The organism is Anaeromicrobium sediminis, from assembly GCF_002270055.1.
Lineage (GTDB): Bacteria > Bacillota > Clostridia > Peptostreptococcales > Thermotaleaceae > Anaeromicrobium > Anaeromicrobium sediminis.
In genome coordinates this window covers 148,300-163,749 of the sequence record NZ_NIBG01000002.1, presented here as the reverse complement: position 1 = coordinate 163,749, position 15,450 = coordinate 148,300, and the positions used below count along the sequence as shown (strand labels likewise).

At 29.6% G+C, this 15,450-nt stretch carries 18 protein-coding genes and 1 pseudogene; 5 read left to right on the top strand and 14 right to left on the bottom strand.

Annotated elements, in window-relative coordinates; translation table 11 throughout:
- Positions 1-13 precede the first annotated feature (13 nt).
- The 9 genes from CCE28_RS22690 to CCE28_RS22845 all read right to left on the bottom strand — a co-directional run bounded on the left by CCE28_RS22690 (position 14) and on the right by CCE28_RS22845 (position 4,648).
- Positions 14-145 carry a hypothetical protein gene (locus CCE28_RS22690; protein WP_278277517.1) on the bottom strand — a complete coding sequence of 44 codons (132 nt, stop codon included), beginning with the start codon at positions 143-145 and terminating at the stop codon, positions 14-16.
- A complete protein-coding gene (locus CCE28_RS22520; RefSeq protein ID WP_242972885.1) occupies positions 132-539 on the bottom strand; it encodes a phosphomannose isomerase type II C-terminal cupin domain in 408 nt (135 codons plus the stop codon). The genes CCE28_RS22690 and CCE28_RS22520 overlap by 14 nt, the downstream gene beginning before the upstream one ends.
- 7 nt (positions 540-546) lie before the next feature.
- Positions 547-786 (bottom strand): CBS domain-containing protein, encoded by a 240-nt coding sequence (locus CCE28_RS22515; protein WP_242972884.1) that lies wholly within the window; start codon positions 784-786, stop codon positions 547-549.
- Positions 783-1,970: an acylneuraminate cytidylyltransferase gene (locus CCE28_RS03705; protein ID WP_095131118.1), complete on the bottom strand. Its 1,188-nt coding sequence runs from the start codon at positions 1,968-1,970 to the stop codon at positions 783-785. Before CCE28_RS03705 ends, CCE28_RS22515 begins: the two co-directional genes overlap by 4 nt.
- A 23-nt stretch (positions 1,971-1,993) precedes the next feature.
- A complete protein-coding gene (locus CCE28_RS03700; RefSeq protein WP_242972883.1) occupies positions 1,994-2,647 on the bottom strand; it encodes a TylF/MycF/NovP-related O-methyltransferase in 654 nt (217 codons plus the stop codon).
- Position 2,648: 1 nt separating this feature from the next.
- Positions 2,649-2,969, bottom strand: a complete 321-nt coding sequence (locus tag CCE28_RS03695) for a hypothetical protein (protein WP_095131114.1) — start codon at positions 2,967-2,969, stop codon at positions 2,649-2,651.
- A gap of 102 nt (positions 2,970-3,071) precedes the next feature.
- The gene (locus tag CCE28_RS03690) at positions 3,072-3,944 is read right to left on the bottom strand and encodes an N-acetylneuraminate synthase family protein (RefSeq protein ID WP_330396808.1); all 873 of its coding nucleotides are present in this window, start codon (positions 3,942-3,944) and stop codon (positions 3,072-3,074) included.
- 98 nt (positions 3,945-4,042) lie between these two features.
- A complete protein-coding gene (locus CCE28_RS03685) occupies positions 4,043-4,252 on the bottom strand; it encodes a hypothetical protein (protein ID WP_095131112.1) in 210 nt (69 codons plus the stop codon).
- Positions 4,253-4,375: 123 nt separating this feature from the next.
- Positions 4,376-4,648 (bottom strand): polysaccharide biosynthesis protein, encoded by a 273-nt coding sequence (locus CCE28_RS22845; RefSeq protein WP_330396817.1) that lies wholly within the window; start codon positions 4,646-4,648, stop codon positions 4,376-4,378.
- Between the two features lie 352 nt (positions 4,649-5,000).
- Between CCE28_RS22845 and CCE28_RS03675 the strand changes: the two genes are divergently transcribed.
- The gene (locus CCE28_RS03675; protein WP_095131108.1) at positions 5,001-5,225 is read left to right on the top strand and encodes an adenylyl-sulfate kinase; all 225 of its coding nucleotides are present in this window, start codon (positions 5,001-5,003) and stop codon (positions 5,223-5,225) included.
- A 266-nt stretch (positions 5,226-5,491) separates the two neighbouring features.
- Here CCE28_RS03675 and CCE28_RS22900 read toward each other — a convergent pair.
- Both CCE28_RS22900 and CCE28_RS03665 read right to left on the bottom strand, forming a co-directional pair.
- A pseudogene (locus CCE28_RS22900) lies at positions 5,492-5,614 on the bottom strand (hypothetical protein); the annotation flags it as partial.
- A 177-nt stretch (positions 5,615-5,791) separates the two neighbouring features.
- Entirely contained in the window at positions 5,792-6,760 is a 969-nt protein-coding gene (locus CCE28_RS03665; RefSeq protein ID WP_095131104.1) for a glycosyltransferase family 2 protein, read from the bottom strand.
- 363 nt (positions 6,761-7,123) lie between these two features.
- Between CCE28_RS03665 and rfbF the strand changes: the two genes are divergently transcribed.
- The 4 genes from rfbF to rfbH all read left to right on the top strand — a co-directional run bounded on the left by rfbF (position 7,124) and on the right by rfbH (position 11,418).
- Positions 7,124-7,891, top strand: coding sequence for a glucose-1-phosphate cytidylyltransferase (gene rfbF / locus CCE28_RS03660; protein ID WP_095131102.1), 768 nt, complete (start codon positions 7,124-7,126; stop codon positions 7,889-7,891).
- Positions 7,882-8,964 carry a CDP-glucose 4,6-dehydratase gene (rfbG, locus tag CCE28_RS03655; protein ID WP_095131443.1) on the top strand — a complete coding sequence of 361 codons (1,083 nt, stop codon included), beginning with the start codon at positions 7,882-7,884 and terminating at the stop codon, positions 8,962-8,964. Before rfbF ends, rfbG begins: the two co-directional genes overlap by 10 nt.
- Positions 8,965-9,018: 54 nt before the next feature.
- Entirely contained in the window at positions 9,019-9,927 is a 909-nt protein-coding gene (locus tag CCE28_RS03650) for an NAD-dependent epimerase/dehydratase family protein (RefSeq protein ID WP_095131100.1), read from the top strand.
- A 168-nt stretch (positions 9,928-10,095) separates the two neighbouring features.
- Positions 10,096-11,418 (top strand): lipopolysaccharide biosynthesis protein RfbH, encoded by a 1,323-nt coding sequence (gene rfbH, locus CCE28_RS03645; protein WP_095131098.1) that lies wholly within the window; start codon positions 10,096-10,098, stop codon positions 11,416-11,418.
- 12 nt (positions 11,419-11,430) lie between these two features.
- Here rfbH and pflA read toward each other — a convergent pair whose 3' ends face one another.
- The 3 genes from pflA to CCE28_RS03630 form a co-directional block, all read right to left on the bottom strand.
- A complete protein-coding gene (gene pflA, locus CCE28_RS03640; protein ID WP_095131096.1) occupies positions 11,431-12,162 on the bottom strand; it encodes a pyruvate formate-lyase-activating protein in 732 nt (243 codons plus the stop codon).
- Positions 12,163-12,173: 11 nt separating this feature from the next.
- On the bottom strand, positions 12,174-14,402 hold the full coding sequence (gene pflB, locus CCE28_RS03635) for a formate C-acetyltransferase (protein WP_095131094.1): 2,229 nt from the start codon (positions 14,400-14,402) through the stop codon (positions 12,174-12,176).
- Between the two features lie 350 nt (positions 14,403-14,752).
- Positions 14,753-15,433: a metallophosphoesterase gene (locus CCE28_RS03630; RefSeq protein WP_095131092.1), complete on the bottom strand. Its 681-nt coding sequence runs from the start codon at positions 15,431-15,433 to the stop codon at positions 14,753-14,755.
- Positions 15,434-15,450: the final 17 nt, after the last annotated feature.

Here is a 15,450-nt window from a genome sequence, read left to right as displayed (position 1 = left end):
TTCATGTGTAAACTCATCCATTGGCATAATATGAGTTTACACATTTTATTTTAAACTTTAATTTATCTATACTACTTATTTTATTTTCCTTAATAATCGCTAAAAATATGACAGAGAATCCTTCTCTGTCACTATACTCTTCCATAAATATCTTGATATCTTATAATATCATTTTCTCCAAAGTATTCACCTAGTTGTACTTCCGCAATCATAAGAGACTTCGTTTCAGATGGATTACTTATCTTGTGCTTACAGCCTTTAGGAATAAATATATAACTACCAGTTGATACTTTCTTTTTCGATTCTCCTAAAATTACATCGCCTATATCATAAATTACTATCCAATGCTCTTCTCTATGCTTATGTTCTTGAAGACTTAATTCACCCAATGGGTTTATTTTAATAATTTTGGATTGGGAGTATGGATTTGAGAAAGTAGTTTTATAAAAACCCCAGGGTCTATTATATATCTCATTCTCTAATATAGAATCATCTATAGATAAAAAATTATAGTTTAAATCAAATTTTATATCTTTCATTAATAATTTATGCATATTTTTCTTGGTAATTATGTTTATTAAAATTCTTATTATAAATGTTGATAATACTATCAGTAATATTATTATCACTAATAAATGCTCTTCTTATATCTCCATCAGTTAATGTTCCTAAAACCTTTTTGTTTAAATCTACAATTATTAAGAAACCTTTTTTATTTAGATCTATTTTCTTTAGTGCATTCATTATTGATTCATTTTCTATTATAATGAATTGATTTACACTCATATTAAATTCCCTTCCAATTTTGCTTTTAGTATTAACTCTGCTACTTCTCTTAATGCACCTTGCCCACCTTTAGTTTTGGTTATATATCTAGCAACATTTTTTACTTTTTCCATGCCATCACATATAGAACATCCAAAGCCTACTATTTTTATAGCTTCTAAATCATTTATATCATCTCCAATATAAGCTATTTGACTCAATTCTATATTATGCTTTTTAGCTAATTTCCTAACCAAAGGAGCTTTTTCCTTTATCCCCAGATATATTTCTTCAATATTTAATTTTTTACCTCTTCGTTTAACCATTTCAACATTTTCACCTGTTATAATAATGGTTTTTATCCCATGTTCTCTTAAAAGCTGTACTCCCATACCATCTTTGGTATTAAATTTTTTTAATTCATCACCATTTTCAGAGTAATACATTCCACCATCTGTTAAAACGCCATCACTATCTGTTATCAGTAATTTTATATCTTTCAAAACTTCTTTGAATTCATCTTTGTTTATTTTTCTTTTTTTCAAAAGTTCTTCTACTATAATCCAATCACTTAACTCATCTATTTCAAAATATGTTTCTTCTTTCATTTCAACAATTCCTATGTTACCCGAAATCCTACATTTTGAAGCTAATAATCTTTCTTTTGAAGTTATATAAAATGCACCATTTTCAACTAAGTATCCTTCAAAGTTTTGTCTTAACGGTCTATTCTGAAAATCATAATTCTGAGGATAGTAGTTTTCATCAGTATTCTTTGACCAAATGAACCTTTTTTGTCTTACTGCTGAAAGAATACTATCATATTTTCTATTTAAAAGCATTTCAAATCCTTTATCCAAATCTCCTGTTTCTAAAAGTGGTGAAGTGACTTGAATGAGAACAATATTTTTGAAACTATACTGATTTACAAATTCCAGCATAGCAGATTCGGTAGAAGAATTGTCTTGTGCAGTCTCCTTAGACCTTCCTACTACTGCTATCTTATTAGAATCATAATCTTCTACAACCTTTTTTATTTCTTCACTATCTGTAGAAACAAATACTTTCTCAATATATTTACAAGTTGTAGCAGCATCAAGGGTCCAATAGGCTAGTGGTCTTTCATTTATTATCTTAATATTCTTAAGAGGGATTGATTTGCTTCCTCCTCTTAATGGTATAAATGCTATATTTTCATAGTCCATATCTAAACTCTCCTTGAGCATTCTTAGTCTTTTATAATAAAACAAGGTGTCTCATTAAGGGGTAATTTTTCAATTTTAACATTCTTTCCTATAAAATAGTCATCGACTGCTTTTGTTTCACCTGGAAAAACTCCATAATCATCCAGCATGAGAATTCCACCTTTAACTATTCGTGGATATAAATACTCTAGAATTGTGACAGCAGGCTCATATATATCTGTATCAAGATTCAGTAAAGATATTTTCAATTCTGGATGTTTATCTAGATATTCAGGTATTGTTTTAGTTATATCTCCTTTTATCAATTCAATATTTCTATCTATTCTTTTATATTGTAAAATCGCTTCTAATTGTTCTACAGAAATACTTTCTCCTCCAGCATTTTTTATAAAATGTTCTCTCTTTATTTTATCCTCTTCATATTCTGTTTCAGGAAAACTTCCAAAAATATCAAAACCTATTAATTTTCTTGAGTTTGAATTTTCAATCAGATCTCTAAATGCCCCAAATCTAGTAAAAGATGCACCTTTAAAAACACCACATTCTACTACTTCACCTGGCAGCCCAAGTGTTTTTTTATATATTTCATAATGTGCTAAAAGTTTTCCAATCCTTGATGTAGCACAAGATAGATAAAAGTCATTTTCATAATCAAAACTTTTTTTAAAATCAGGCATTTTAATCATTTCGCTCACCAACTTTATCTGAAATTTTACATATGGCAAATACGGTATCTGATTTACCTTGTTCAATTAGCATGTTTTCATAACTTATTTTAAAATTCGATGTAAATAAATGATTATACATTCCTTGCCCACCTGGAACTTTGTTCTTTAGCCATTGAATATGATTAGAAATATCATACCTTTGTATATAAGGATATAAAAAATGCACTCCACAATTCATACACTTATATACCTTCATATCTTTACTGTCTATACTTCTTATTTTAGCGTCAATCAATTCTATATTTTGATTATCACACAATGTACATTTCATAAAGCATACCTTCTAACCTTTTTATATTTGTTAAATAATGATCATCACAATTACTCATTATTTCTCTATTCATTTAATTATTTATCATTGAAGAAACATTTGTTATTTTTTTCGAAATTTTAATTTCTCTCTTTGTGGTTTTTCTATTTCAAGCAATTCACTGGCCTTATATCGTAATGCTTTATACGCATTATTTAAATCCCTATTTAATCTTCTTAATCCATCAGGCTCTAAAGATGCTGCATGATCTGTTCCTTTCCATGTTCTATTTAATGTAAAATGTCTCTCTATAATAGATGCACCTAATGTGTATGCAGCTATATCCACAGAAATGCCATTATGATGTCCTGAAAATCCAATTTCTTTAACTAAATGCCCATAATTTTCTTTAAGTCTTGTTATTTCTAACAAACATATATCCTTAACAGGAACAGGATATCCTGATGTACAGCTGTAAATAATTAAGTCCTTATTTCTATTCTTTACTTTAAATAAATCAATAATAGATTGTTCTTCTTTGTGTGTTGTCATCCCCAAAGAAACATGAATTTCACCATTGTAATTTTCGCAAAGCCATTCTAGAATCTCATAATTATTATTACATGCAGATGGAATTTTAATATATTTAGGTGTAAGTGATGCAATCTCTTTAGCAGACGTCATATCCCAAACTGAACAACCATATACTAAACCAAACTCCTCACAATAATTTTTCAATTTTTTATGTTGTTCTAAATTAAATTCTAGGTATTCACGGTGTTCACCATAAGTTTTACCATAGGAATTATGTGGGTTAGGATGAGGTGCACCATACTGTTCTGGTGTCAAAAGTTCTCTATTGTTTCTTTTTTGAAATTTTACAGTTTTAACCTCACAAAAAACTGATGCCATTTTTATAAATTGTTTTGCTATTTCCATATCCCCCATATGATTACATCCTATTTCAGCTATAAGTTTAGGTTTTTTATGTTCCAATTTTTTTCTCCTCCTACCATTCTTTATAAAGTCATTAAATATATTGGATCTATGAACTGCCTCTTGAAAGTAGTTCTTTATTTTCCTTATAATACTCATCAATTAACTGACTTAATAAATCCATGTATTGATAAACTTCTGTTTTTTAATAATCTAGCCACATCTAAATCTTCTTTAAAAGTTTTATTTATTGCTCTCTCTATACGCAAACCACCTTCTGTGGCTTCGATAAACTCAATCTCAGAATAATCTTCAATAATACGTTGGAAAAGATATTTCATTCCTAAAAAAGCTGCGCTAGTACTCACATCTTTGCCAAATATATCTACTGCTTTTGTATCTTAATGAATTAACAGTATTTCTATATTAACTTTTCATTTATAGCTAATTCCCTAACTTCATCTTTTAATATGTGCTCCATATTGTGTGAACTATAACTTCCCATATTTTACTTTAGTTAATTCAATATCATATTTTTTACAGCTTTCTTCAATAACTACTTCTGCTAAATCTTTCAGTTTAGCCTCTTGAACCCATAACATCTCTCGACAAGTTCTCTCTACTCTATCGTAATCTCTTACATCTCCTATCAAAAATCTAATGTTTTCTCTATTCCCTATTTCACTGGCCATAATATACTGCTTATACTCATCTCTACTAAGAATTCTAACTACACTAGGGTCTTGCTTTAAAATTTCTTCAATAATTTCTTCACAATAATTCCAGTTATACCCATTATTGATACTTTTTTATTTTATAATTCGCTTTAATCACCTCTTAATCTATAATCAAGATAAGTTTCTTTATGGCTTGTATCAAATATCTTTAACTTCTCTTTCTATAATCATTTATATGTATGCGGCAATAATAGGTGCTACATCTCTTTAAGTAAATTTCCAGTTTTGACCTACTTCTATCATGTAATCGTTTCACACACACGCACATAAAAGTAAAGTAGTAACTATTAAATTATTTAATAAGTAGAACAAAAAAATTATAACTTACTATAATAAATCAAGAAGATAAATACATTGGCTAATAACAGGAAGTAATGTTATGTCTCATACATACACTATATGGCTTACTAGATTAAGCTGTTCAGGTAAAAATATATTAGCAAAAGAAATTGAAAAAATTCTTGTAGAAGAAGGAAAAAAAGTGCAGGTATTAGATAGTGATATTATTAGAAATTCTATCCGAAATATATTTGGATATTCTAAAGAAGAACGCATGAAAATGAATAAAGTTAATAACATGATTGAAGATATTGAGCAAAAATGAGAATATGATTTCATATTAAAGAAACAGTACAAAAAATCAAAGAGGCGATATATAAGATACATATAAAAAAGAAAAAGCCAAATAATCAATACTTTTCTCTTGTTGTAAATGAAAAAACACTTATTGGAGATTTTAAGGAATGTATAAAGTTTTGTGTAAATGGCCAATAATTCCAATTAAGTACTAATTAAGTAGATGACTATTTATTCAAAACTTTATACATTCCTAGAAAAAAGATTAGCTATTTCTGGCTAACCTTTTTTCATTTATTCTCTTAAAGTTCCACTAAATTTTTCTTCTAGAGCTTTTGATATTTTTTCATAAATCCTTGATACTTCTTCATCTATCAAAGTTATGTCCTTTGCACGATAAACTAATGCATATACAACACGCTTATATCCTTAAATTATTTCCTAGAGCTATCCAACAGATTTTCAACTCATAGCTAATTCTTTAATCTTCATATTTTTAAGGTTTTGCATAAATGATATTTCCTTAGAATCTAGTCAGAATTTTATACATTTACATAAAAACCCCTATACATACCCTCTTCTCCCTTTTTCATTTTATAAATAAGGTGCTGCAAATTGATTGAATACTTGTTCAATATAATTTTCTAGTTTCATTACTACACTGTTTTCTATTGCAATTTCAAAAATATTTTCCATCGCAAATTGCTTTGCTCGTGCTAATAAGTCTAGCATCTCTTCATTTTTTTTATTTTTTATTTGTTTTATGATACTAACATTATAAATCAATTTATAACACAGAAATGCATATAAGTTTACTTTAGTGACAAAATCAATTTCTATACCTTTTACTATTTGTGTAAAATCTCTATGTTGCTCTAATCTGGGTTCAAAATCATTAAAGTTCTTACCTTTTAGCTTATCTATATAACTCTCTTTTTCTTGTTCTGCATAAAAGCAAATTGGATTAGCTATGGTATGCACATCTCCTTTTAGACACAATAAAACTTCTACACATAAATTAGGATATGCCTTACATACATATAAATCATTCCATATATTATCAAAATCAATAAGTTCTTTATTGTAAATAGATCCCGAAAAGTAATTTTTCTTAAATGCAAAACCTAATAGTGCTTGTGATCCTTTTTTAAAAAATGAATTTTTATATCTCCAATAATATTTTTGAGACTCCTTAAATTGTATGGACCCCGTTAATATTGATAACCCTTTGTTTGATTTTAATATTTCTAAAATCTTTGGAATAAGTTCAATATTCACAAAATCTTCATCACTCATTAAAAAAACATATTTTCCTTTTGCTTTTTTAAATGTATTTATTACATTTTTTCCGACTCCTAAATTTGAATCATTTCTATAATAGAAAAAACGACTATCAGATATTTTTTTTAAATCCTCATAAGTTGAATCTGGCGAATTATTATCTGAAACAACTACTTCAATTTCATTTCCTTTGTATTTTAAAATTTCATTCACGCACTCACACACGCGATTAGCTCTATTATATGTTGGAATACAAAAACTTAATATTACATTTTCATCCATTAATTATCCTCCTATTCTACTTTCCATAGCAAACTTCTTATATTCATCTCTACTAAATATTCAAACTACTGCTGGCATTCTTTTAAAATTTCCTCAATTATTTTCAATTGTTCTTTATACAATCATTTATATGTATTTGCCATAAAGTTGTGAAAAGCCGATTTTTCCCCTCTGATGGCTTGGTTTTGCCAAAAGTTTTCTCTAACACTCATGATAAAACCTTAAAGATACTTTAAAAATAATTTAAACTGATTCGATACAAATCTTTATTGCCCATAAAAAATTAATCACTACACATTCTATAATTTTTTTGAATATACTAAAGCAGAACGATATAACAATTCAAAAATGGCAGGTGATATTATGAAAGTGGTAATACTCTGTGGTGGCAAGGGCACAAGAATGCGTGAAGAAACTGAATATCGTCCTAAACCTCTCGTCAATATTGGTGGAAAGCCGATCATATGGCATATAATGAAAATATACTCATATTTTGGATTTAATGATTTTATATTATGCTTAGGCTATAAAGGAGAAATGATCAAACAATATTTTATGGGAATGTATTGGAAAAATAATGATTTCACTATAAATACCAGTAATAATAATTTAGAATATCATTATCTTGAAAAAGAAGAATGGAATATCACAATGGTAGATACAGGCTCAGACACCCTTACTGGAGGTAGAATAAAAAAAATAAAAGATTATATTAAAGAAGATAAATTCATGCTAACTTATGGAGATGGATTAAGTAATGTGAATATTAATATGCTTATACAACACCACAATAAAAAAGAAAGGCTTGCAACCCTTACTGGTGTCCATCCCACCTCTCCTTTTGGGATCCTAAAAATAGAAAATGGTATAGTAACCTCCTTTAGTGAAAAACCCGTATTAAAAGACCTAATAAATGGAGGTTTTATGGTTTTAAATAAAGAAATTTTTAATTATTTTCCTGAGAATGATTGTCCATTTGAAAAAGATCCACTAAAAAATTTATGTAAAACTAATGAACTTGCTGTATACGAACACAACGGTTTTTGGACATCAATAGATACTTTTAAAGATGTTCAAAGAGTAAATAAACTTTGTGAGAGTGGTGATACCCCTTGGAAGGTATGGATATAAACAATAAATACTCCCTTAAAGGCTTTTACAGAGGAAAAACAGTTTTAGTTACAGGTCACACAGGATTTAAGGGTTCTTGGCTCTCCATTTGGCTTAAAAAATTAGGTGCAAAAGTAATAGGTTATGGTTTGGACCCTTATACCACTAATGGTAATTTTGTTGTTTGTAATTTAGAAAACAAAATGGTAGATATACGTGCTGATATTAGAGATGAAGAAAAGCTTAAATATATTTTTAATAAATATAAACCTGAAATAGTTTTTCACTTAGCTGCTCAGCCCCTAGTTAGATTATCTTATAAAATTCCAAAAGAAACCTATGACGTAAATGTTATAGGCTCATTTAATGTTTTAGAATGCATTAAAAATACAAACTCTGTTAAAGTTGGAGTTATAATAACAACTGATAAATGTTATAAAAATAAAGAACAAATCTGGGGCTATAGAGAAACTGATCCATTAGGGGGCTATGATCCTTATAGTTCCAGTAAAGCCTGTGCTGAAATTCTTATAGATTCATATAGAAATTCTTTTATTAATCCTAATAAATATAAAGAACATGGTAAAGCTATATCATCTGTTAGAACAGGCAACGTCATCGGAGGTGGTGATTGGTCAAAGAACCGCCTAATTCCTGATTGTATACGCTCATTGTATAGTAATAAAAAAATAGAGATTAGAAATCCAAATTCAATAAGGCCCTGGCAGCATGTACTTGAACCCTTATATGGGTATTTACTTTTAGGTAAACAAATGTATTTCCACGGCGTTAATTATTCCGGTGCCTGGAATTTTGGTCCTGATTTTGAGTCAATTGTTACTGTTGAAACTATAGTAAACACTATAATCGATAAATGGGGAAGTGGTACATGGATAGACTTGTCTCATAAAAAGGAGCCCCATGAAGCTACTCTATTAAATTTAGATTGTACTAAAGCTAAAACTTATCTTCATTGGAAACCAAAATTAAATATTGAAGAAGCATTGGCATATACAGTTTATTGGTATAAAAACTACAAAAATGAAAATATATATAAATTATGTTTAGATCAAATAAACGAATATTCTAAATGATAGATAGAGTTACTGTAAAACCTTACAGAGTAACTTATAGGAGGTTTTTAAACTATGAAGAAGGTTTTAATTACAGGTGCCAGTGGTTTTATTGGGACAAATACTCTAAATTTATTGATTGAAAAAGGATATAAGGTTCATGCAGTAAGTTCAAGAACTTTTAAATCAAAGAACAATAATGTTGTATGGCACTGTGTAGATTTAACAAATTTACATGAAATAGATAAATTATTTAGAGAAGTGATGCCTACACATCTATTACATTTAGCTTGGGATCTTACTCCAAATAAATATAGAAATTCGCCCAATAATTTAATATGGGTTCAATCTAGTATTGAAATTATTAAAAATTTTAATAAATACGGTGGTGAAAGAGCAGTATTTGCAGGAACTTGTTTTGAGTATGATTTAAATTATGGTTATTTGAATGAGCATTTAACACCTCTAAAAGCTTGTTCATTATATGGAACTTGCAAAGCAAGTCTTCATAATATTGTAGGAAGCTATTCTATAAAGAATGGTTTAAGTTTAGCTTGGGGCAGAATTTTTTATTCATATGGCCCACATGACAACTCTAATAGAGTTATATCTTATGTAATAAGTAATCTTTTGAAAGGAGAAGTAGCTCACTGTTCTCACGGCAATCAAATAAGAGATTATTCATATGTTTATGATGTTGCTTCTGCATTAATAGCACTGCTTGAAAGCAGTGTGGAGGGAGCTGTAAATATTGGTACAGGTAATCCTGTGAAATTAAAAGATATATTTATGAAAATTAGTATGAAAATTGGTAAGCAAAATTCAATTTATTTAGGAGATGTTAAGACATTACCAAATGAAGCACCTTTAATTGTAGCAGATATTAAAAGACTTAAAGATGAGGTAGGATGGATTCCATCTTATGATTTAGATAAAGGATTAGATGAAACAATTGAATGGTGGAAAAAAAAGATTAAAGTTTAATTTTGAATTTCTAAATCTTAAATATTTTATTTAATACATCTTAAACAGGATGTAAATAAATTAGAGATTATATATATGATATAGTCAATGCTTATATATGTGCTTATAAAAATTTTACTAAAGATAGTACTTTTTTTGAAGTATAGCTTTATAGGAGGATTCATTACTATGAAAACTGAACAAACAATAAGGAATGAAATAGTTAATAGAGTTGTTGAAATCTACAAAATTAGAAAATCAAAAGAAGGATTTATTCCTGGTAAAACTAAAATTCATTATTCTGGTCGTGTATTTGATGAAAATGAAATGGTTGCATTAATAGATTCAGCCTTAGATTTTTGGCTCACATTAGGTAAAGAAGGTCGTAAGTTTATTAATGATTTTACTAAATATATGAATATGCAATATGGGTTAGTTACAAACTCTGGTTCATCGGCTAATTTAGTTGCATTGAGTGCCTTATGTTCTCCTAATATAGAAAATCCAATCAAACCTGGTGATGAAGTTATAACTACAGCTATGGCTTTTCCCACAACCTTTAACCCTATTATTCAAAATAACTTAACCCCTGTATTGATTGATGTTGAAGAAGGAACCTACAATATAGATGCATCAAAGATTAAAGCAGCTATTTCAGATAAAACTAGAGCAATTGTATTCGCTCACACGCTAGGAAATCCAGCAGAAATGGATAAGATCATTCAAATAGCTAAAAAATATAATCTTTATATAATAGAAGATACTTGTGATGCTCTAGATTCTAAATATGATAATAAACTTTGCGGAACATTTGGTGATTTTTCAACCTATAGCTTTTATGCCGCTCACCATATGACTATGGGAGAAGGTGGAGCTATTCTTACTAATAATATAAATTTATATAAGCAGGCTTTATCTATAAGAGATTGGGGAAGAGCTTGCTATTGTCAAACTGGAGAAAGTAACCCTAACGGTGTTTGTGGCAAACGTTTTAAACACAAATATGAAAATTTACCCTATGGATACGACCATAAATATGTTTATACCAATATAGGATATAATTTAAAACCGCTTGATATTCAATGTGCTATTGGCATAGAGCAATTGAAAAAACTTCCCGCTTTTACTGAAAAACGGAAATATAATTTTAATATTCTATACAACTTTTTTAAGAAATATGAAGATAAATTTATCCTTCCAATAACTTTGCCAAAAGCTGATCCTTCTTGGTTTTCATTCCCTTTAACTATAAGAAAAAATTCTGGTTTTACACGAAAAGATTTGGTTACCTATCTTGAAGATAATATGATAGAAACAAGAATGTTGTTTACAGGTAATATCTTAAAACATCCTGCTTATAAACATATAGATTATAGAATTGCAGATAAATTAAATAATACAGATAATGTATTGACAAATACCTTTTTCCTAGGTATTTATCCTGGATTAACAGAAGATATGCTTCAGTATATAATTGACGTTACGGATAGATTTATGACTAAATTTAATTAAAAACCTAGAAGTCTAATAGACTTCTAGGTTATGTTTTTTTAATATATCTTTTGCTTTTTCTACCGATTCCTTACTTGGTGAGGTTATACCTTTTAATGGATAGTCCATGTTCATACTTTCCCATTTAGATATACCCATTTCGTGATATGGAAGTACCTCTACCCTCTGAATATTACTTAGTGTTCCTAAATATTTCCCTAAATCTTCAATATCCTTTGTATCATCCGTATGCTGGGGAACTAATACGTATCTGATCCATACGGGGATATTTTGTTCTTCTAGGTATTTTGCAAATTGTAAAGTCTTTATATTTTCTACTCCGGTCAATTCTCTATGTTTAATGTTGTCTATCTGCTTAATGTCTAATAAGACTAAATCTGTATTTTCTAAAAGCTCTTTAACATCTTCTATTTCACAATAGCCCGATGTATCTAAACAAGTATGGATTCCTTCTTCCCTACATTGTTTAAACAGTTCTCCTACAAAATCAGCTTGTAGGGTGGGCTCCCCACCAGATACGGTTATACCGCCACCAGAAGCTTGAAAATAACTTTTATATCTTCTCACTTCTTTCATAATCTCATCCACAGACTTTTCTTCTCCGTCCTCATTAATCCATGTATCTGGATTATGGCAGTATTTGCATCTTAGTGGGCATCCTTTTAAAAATAATATATATCTAATTCCTGGTCCATCTACTGTTCCACAAGTCTCTACAGAATGTACATAAGCAGATTTACTCATTTTAATCACTCCTACATTTGGCTATGGAATGTACGGCTAATTACATCTAATTGTTGTTCTCTAGTTAATTTAATAAAGTTTACTGCATATCCTGAAACTCTTACTGTTAATTGAGGATATTCTTCTGGGTGCTCCATAGCATCTAATAATGTTTCCTTATCAAATACGTTAATATTAATATGGTGTCCATCTTGGATAAAGTATCCATCAAGTAAACCTTTTAAGTTGTTAATTCTCTCATCTTCAGACTTTCCAAGAGCTCCTGGAACGATTGAGAATGTATATGAGATTCCATCTTCACTGTGTTCATATGGTAATTTAGCCACAGAGTTCATAGATGCAATGGCACCCTTTTTATCTCTCTTGTGCATTGGGTTAGCTCCTGGTGCAAATGGCTCTCCTGATTTTCTTCCATCTGGAGTGTTACCAGTTTTCTTACCATATACTACATTTGATGTGATAGTTAATATACTCATAGTTGGAGTTGCATTTCTGTAAGTCTTACGCTTTCTAATCTTATCCATGAATATCTTAACTAAGTCTCTAGCTATATCATCTGCTCTATCATCATCGTTACCGAATGCTGGATATTCTCCTTCGATTTCAAAGTCTACAGCTAATCCTTCTTCATTTCTTATAGTCTTAACTTTAGCATGCTTAATTGCAGATAATGAGTCAGCAACTACTGATAATCCAGCAACTCCGCAAGCCATAGTTCTTAATATGTCCCTATCATGTAGAGCCATTTCAAGTTTTTCATAAGAATACTTATCATGCATGTAGTGGATAACGTTAAGAGCATTTACATAAGTCTTAGCTAACCAATCCATTAATTTGTCAAACTTTTCCATTACTTCGTCATAGTTTAAGTACTCAGATTCAATTCTTGCAAACTTAGGTGCAACTTGGATATTTAACTTTTCGTCAACTCCACCGTTAATAGCATAAAGTAATGCTTTAGCTAAGTTAGCACGAGCTCCGAAGAATTGCATTTGCTTTCCTATTCTCATGGCAGATACACAGCATGCAATACCATAGTCATCTCCCCAATATGGTCTCATCAAGTCATCATTTTCGTATTGAATAGATGAAGTATCAATAGAAACCTTAGAACAGAACTTCTTAAATCCTTCTGGCATATCCTTAGACCATAAAACTGTTAAGTTTGGCTCTGGAGCTGGTCCTAGGTTATATAATGTATTTAATATTCTAAAGGAGTTCTTAGTTACTAATGTTCTTCCATCTGTTCCCATACCACCAATAACTTCTGTTACCCAGTTAGGGTCTCCACTGAATAATTGGTTATAAGCTTCTGGTCTTAAGAATCTTACCATTCTTAACTTCATTACGAAATGATCCATCATTTCTTGTAACTCATCTTCATTGTAAATTCCATTATCTAAATCTCTTTCCATGTAAATATCTAGGAAAGTTGCTACTCTACCAATACTCATAGCAGCACCATTTTGCTCTTTAATAGCTGCAAGATATCCAAGATATGTCCACTGGATGGCTTCCTTAGAATCTACTGCTGGTTTAGAAATATCGAATCCATAAGATTTCCCCATTTCTATTAATTCTTTTAAAGAAGCAATTTGTTCTGAAATCTCTTCTCTTAATCTTATTGTATCTTCTAACATGAAGTCTAATTCAAGAGAAGCTAATTGATCTTTTTTATCTTCAATTAATCTATCTACTCCATATAGTGCTACTCTTCTGTAGTCTCCTATGATACGTCCTCTTCCGTATGCATCTGGAAGACCAGTTATAACTCCAGTTTTTCTAGCTAATTTAATCTCTGGTGTATAAGCTTCGAATACTCCTTGGTTATGAGTCTTTCTATACTTAGTAAAAGTTTCTTCTATTGTAGGATCTAATTCATATCCATATTCTTTACAAGCATTAGCCATCATTCTAATTCCACCAAATGGCATAATAGATCTTTTAAGAGGTTCATCCGTTTGAAGACCTACTATAACTTCTAAATCCTTATCTATATATCCAGCCTCATGAGATACGATTGTTGATACTGTTTTTGTATCTATATCTAATGTTCCATTTTTCTTAGTCTCTTCTCTAAATAAATCCCTTACTTTATAAAATAGTCTATCTGTTTTATCAGTTATGCCTACTAAGAAAGAATCATCTCCCTCATATGGCTTATAATTTTTTTGAATAAATTCTCTCACATTAATTTCTTTTTGCCATTTTCCTGTTATAAATCCTTTATATGGGTTCATAATCCATATCCTCCTTTTATCCTCGCGGGAAGGTATATTGTATACAATGTCGAGTTTTTGTATACAGTGTTTTGTTCTTGTATACATGATACTACATATGAGAATTATTCGCAACACATTTTTGTGTTTTTTTTGATATTTTTTTATCAATGCCTTTTCGACCTTTTTCCTTGTTTTTATGTAGTAATTAACTTATATCCCCTTCCGATCTATGATAAATATAATCATTTCTCTATATTATATTTGATATTGTTTAATTTATAACTAACTTTGATTTATTTCTTTCATTTTTTATAGACAAAATTAATAAGGACAGTTGCAAAACCTGCAACTGCCCTTATTAATCTTCATTATAATATTTTAACTGGATTAAAATCCAAATAATCACAAGATGTTAATACATATTCCACATTGTTGTAATTTCCTTTAAGTCCCGTATTATATGAATGTCTTCCGTGAAGATGACCATATATAACTTTCTCTACATTATATTCTTCATATATTTTAGTAAATCCTGAATCTTGTAATTTATCATTAGTTGGAGGATAATGAGTCATAACTATGATCTTATCCCTTTTAGTTGAATCTAGTGATAACTTTAATCTATGTAATTCCCTGTCATATATTTTTTGATCATGATCTGTAAATTTATTATCATTAGGACAAAGCCATCCCCTAGTACCACATATGGCATAATCCTCATATTCAACATGGTTATTTTGTACAAATACCATACTTTCAAATAGGCCATTCATCTTTTTTAGGGATGTCCACCAATAGTCATGATTTCCCCTAAGTAATATTTTCTTCCCAGGTAGCTTATCTATCCACTCTAAATCTATCTTTGCATCTTCTAAACTCATGGCCCAAGATATATCTCCTGGAATCAACACCGTATCTTCATTAGTTATTTTACTTCTCCAGCTTTCCTCTATTTTTATATGATGATCTATCCAATTCTTACCAAATATATCCATTGGTTTTTCAGTGCTAAAACTTAAATGTAAATCTCCTATAGCATATAAAGACATTGCCTCACCTACTTAAT

What these genes read in the sequence shown, in the direction of transcription:
- CCE28_RS03695 (WP_095131114.1), bottom strand. Translation starts at nt 2,969, where the DNA reads ATGAAATGTACATTGTGTGATAATCAAAATATAGAATTGATTGACGCT.
- CCE28_RS03650 (WP_095131100.1), top strand. Translation starts at nt 9,019, where the DNA reads ATGAAGAAGGTTTTAATTACAGGTGCCAGTGGTTTTATTGGGACAAAT.
- CCE28_RS03675 (WP_095131108.1), top strand. Translation starts at nt 5,001, where the DNA reads ATGTCTCATACATACACTATATGGCTTACTAGATTAAGCTGTTCAGGT.
- rfbF (WP_095131102.1), top strand. Translation starts at nt 7,124, where the DNA reads ATGAAAGTGGTAATACTCTGTGGTGGCAAGGGCACAAGAATGCGTGAA.
- CCE28_RS22520 (WP_242972885.1), bottom strand. Translation starts at nt 539, where the DNA reads ATGAAAGATATAAAATTTGATTTAAACTATAATTTTTTATCTATAGAT.
- pflB (WP_095131094.1), bottom strand. Translation starts at nt 14,402, where the DNA reads ATGAACCCATATAAAGGATTTATAACAGGAAAATGGCAAAAAGAAATT.
- CCE28_RS03665 (WP_095131104.1), bottom strand. Translation starts at nt 6,760, where the DNA reads ATGGATGAAAATGTAATATTAAGTTTTTGTATTCCAACATATAATAGA.
- CCE28_RS03700 (WP_242972883.1), bottom strand. Translation starts at nt 2,647, where the DNA reads ATGCCTGATTTTAAAAAAAGTTTTGATTATGAAAATGACTTTTATCTA.
- pflA (WP_095131096.1), bottom strand. Translation starts at nt 12,162, where the DNA reads ATGAGTAAATCTGCTTATGTACATTCTGTAGAGACTTGTGGAACAGTA.
- CCE28_RS22515 (WP_242972884.1), bottom strand. Translation starts at nt 786, where the DNA reads ATGAGTGTAAATCAATTCATTATAATAGAAAATGAATCAATAATGAAT.
- CCE28_RS22690 (WP_278277517.1), bottom strand. Translation starts at nt 145, where the DNA reads ATGGAAGAGTATAGTGACAGAGAAGGATTCTCTGTCATATTTTTAGCG.
- CCE28_RS03705 (WP_095131118.1), bottom strand. Translation starts at nt 1,970, where the DNA reads ATGGACTATGAAAATATAGCATTTATACCATTAAGAGGAGGAAGCAAA.
- rfbG (WP_095131443.1), top strand. Translation starts at nt 7,882, where the DNA reads ATGGATATAAACAATAAATACTCCCTTAAAGGCTTTTACAGAGGAAAA.
- rfbH (WP_095131098.1), top strand. Translation starts at nt 10,096, where the DNA reads ATGAAAACTGAACAAACAATAAGGAATGAAATAGTTAATAGAGTTGTT.
- CCE28_RS03630 (WP_095131092.1), bottom strand. Translation starts at nt 15,433, where the DNA reads ATGTCTTTATATGCTATAGGAGATTTACATTTAAGTTTTAGCACTGAA.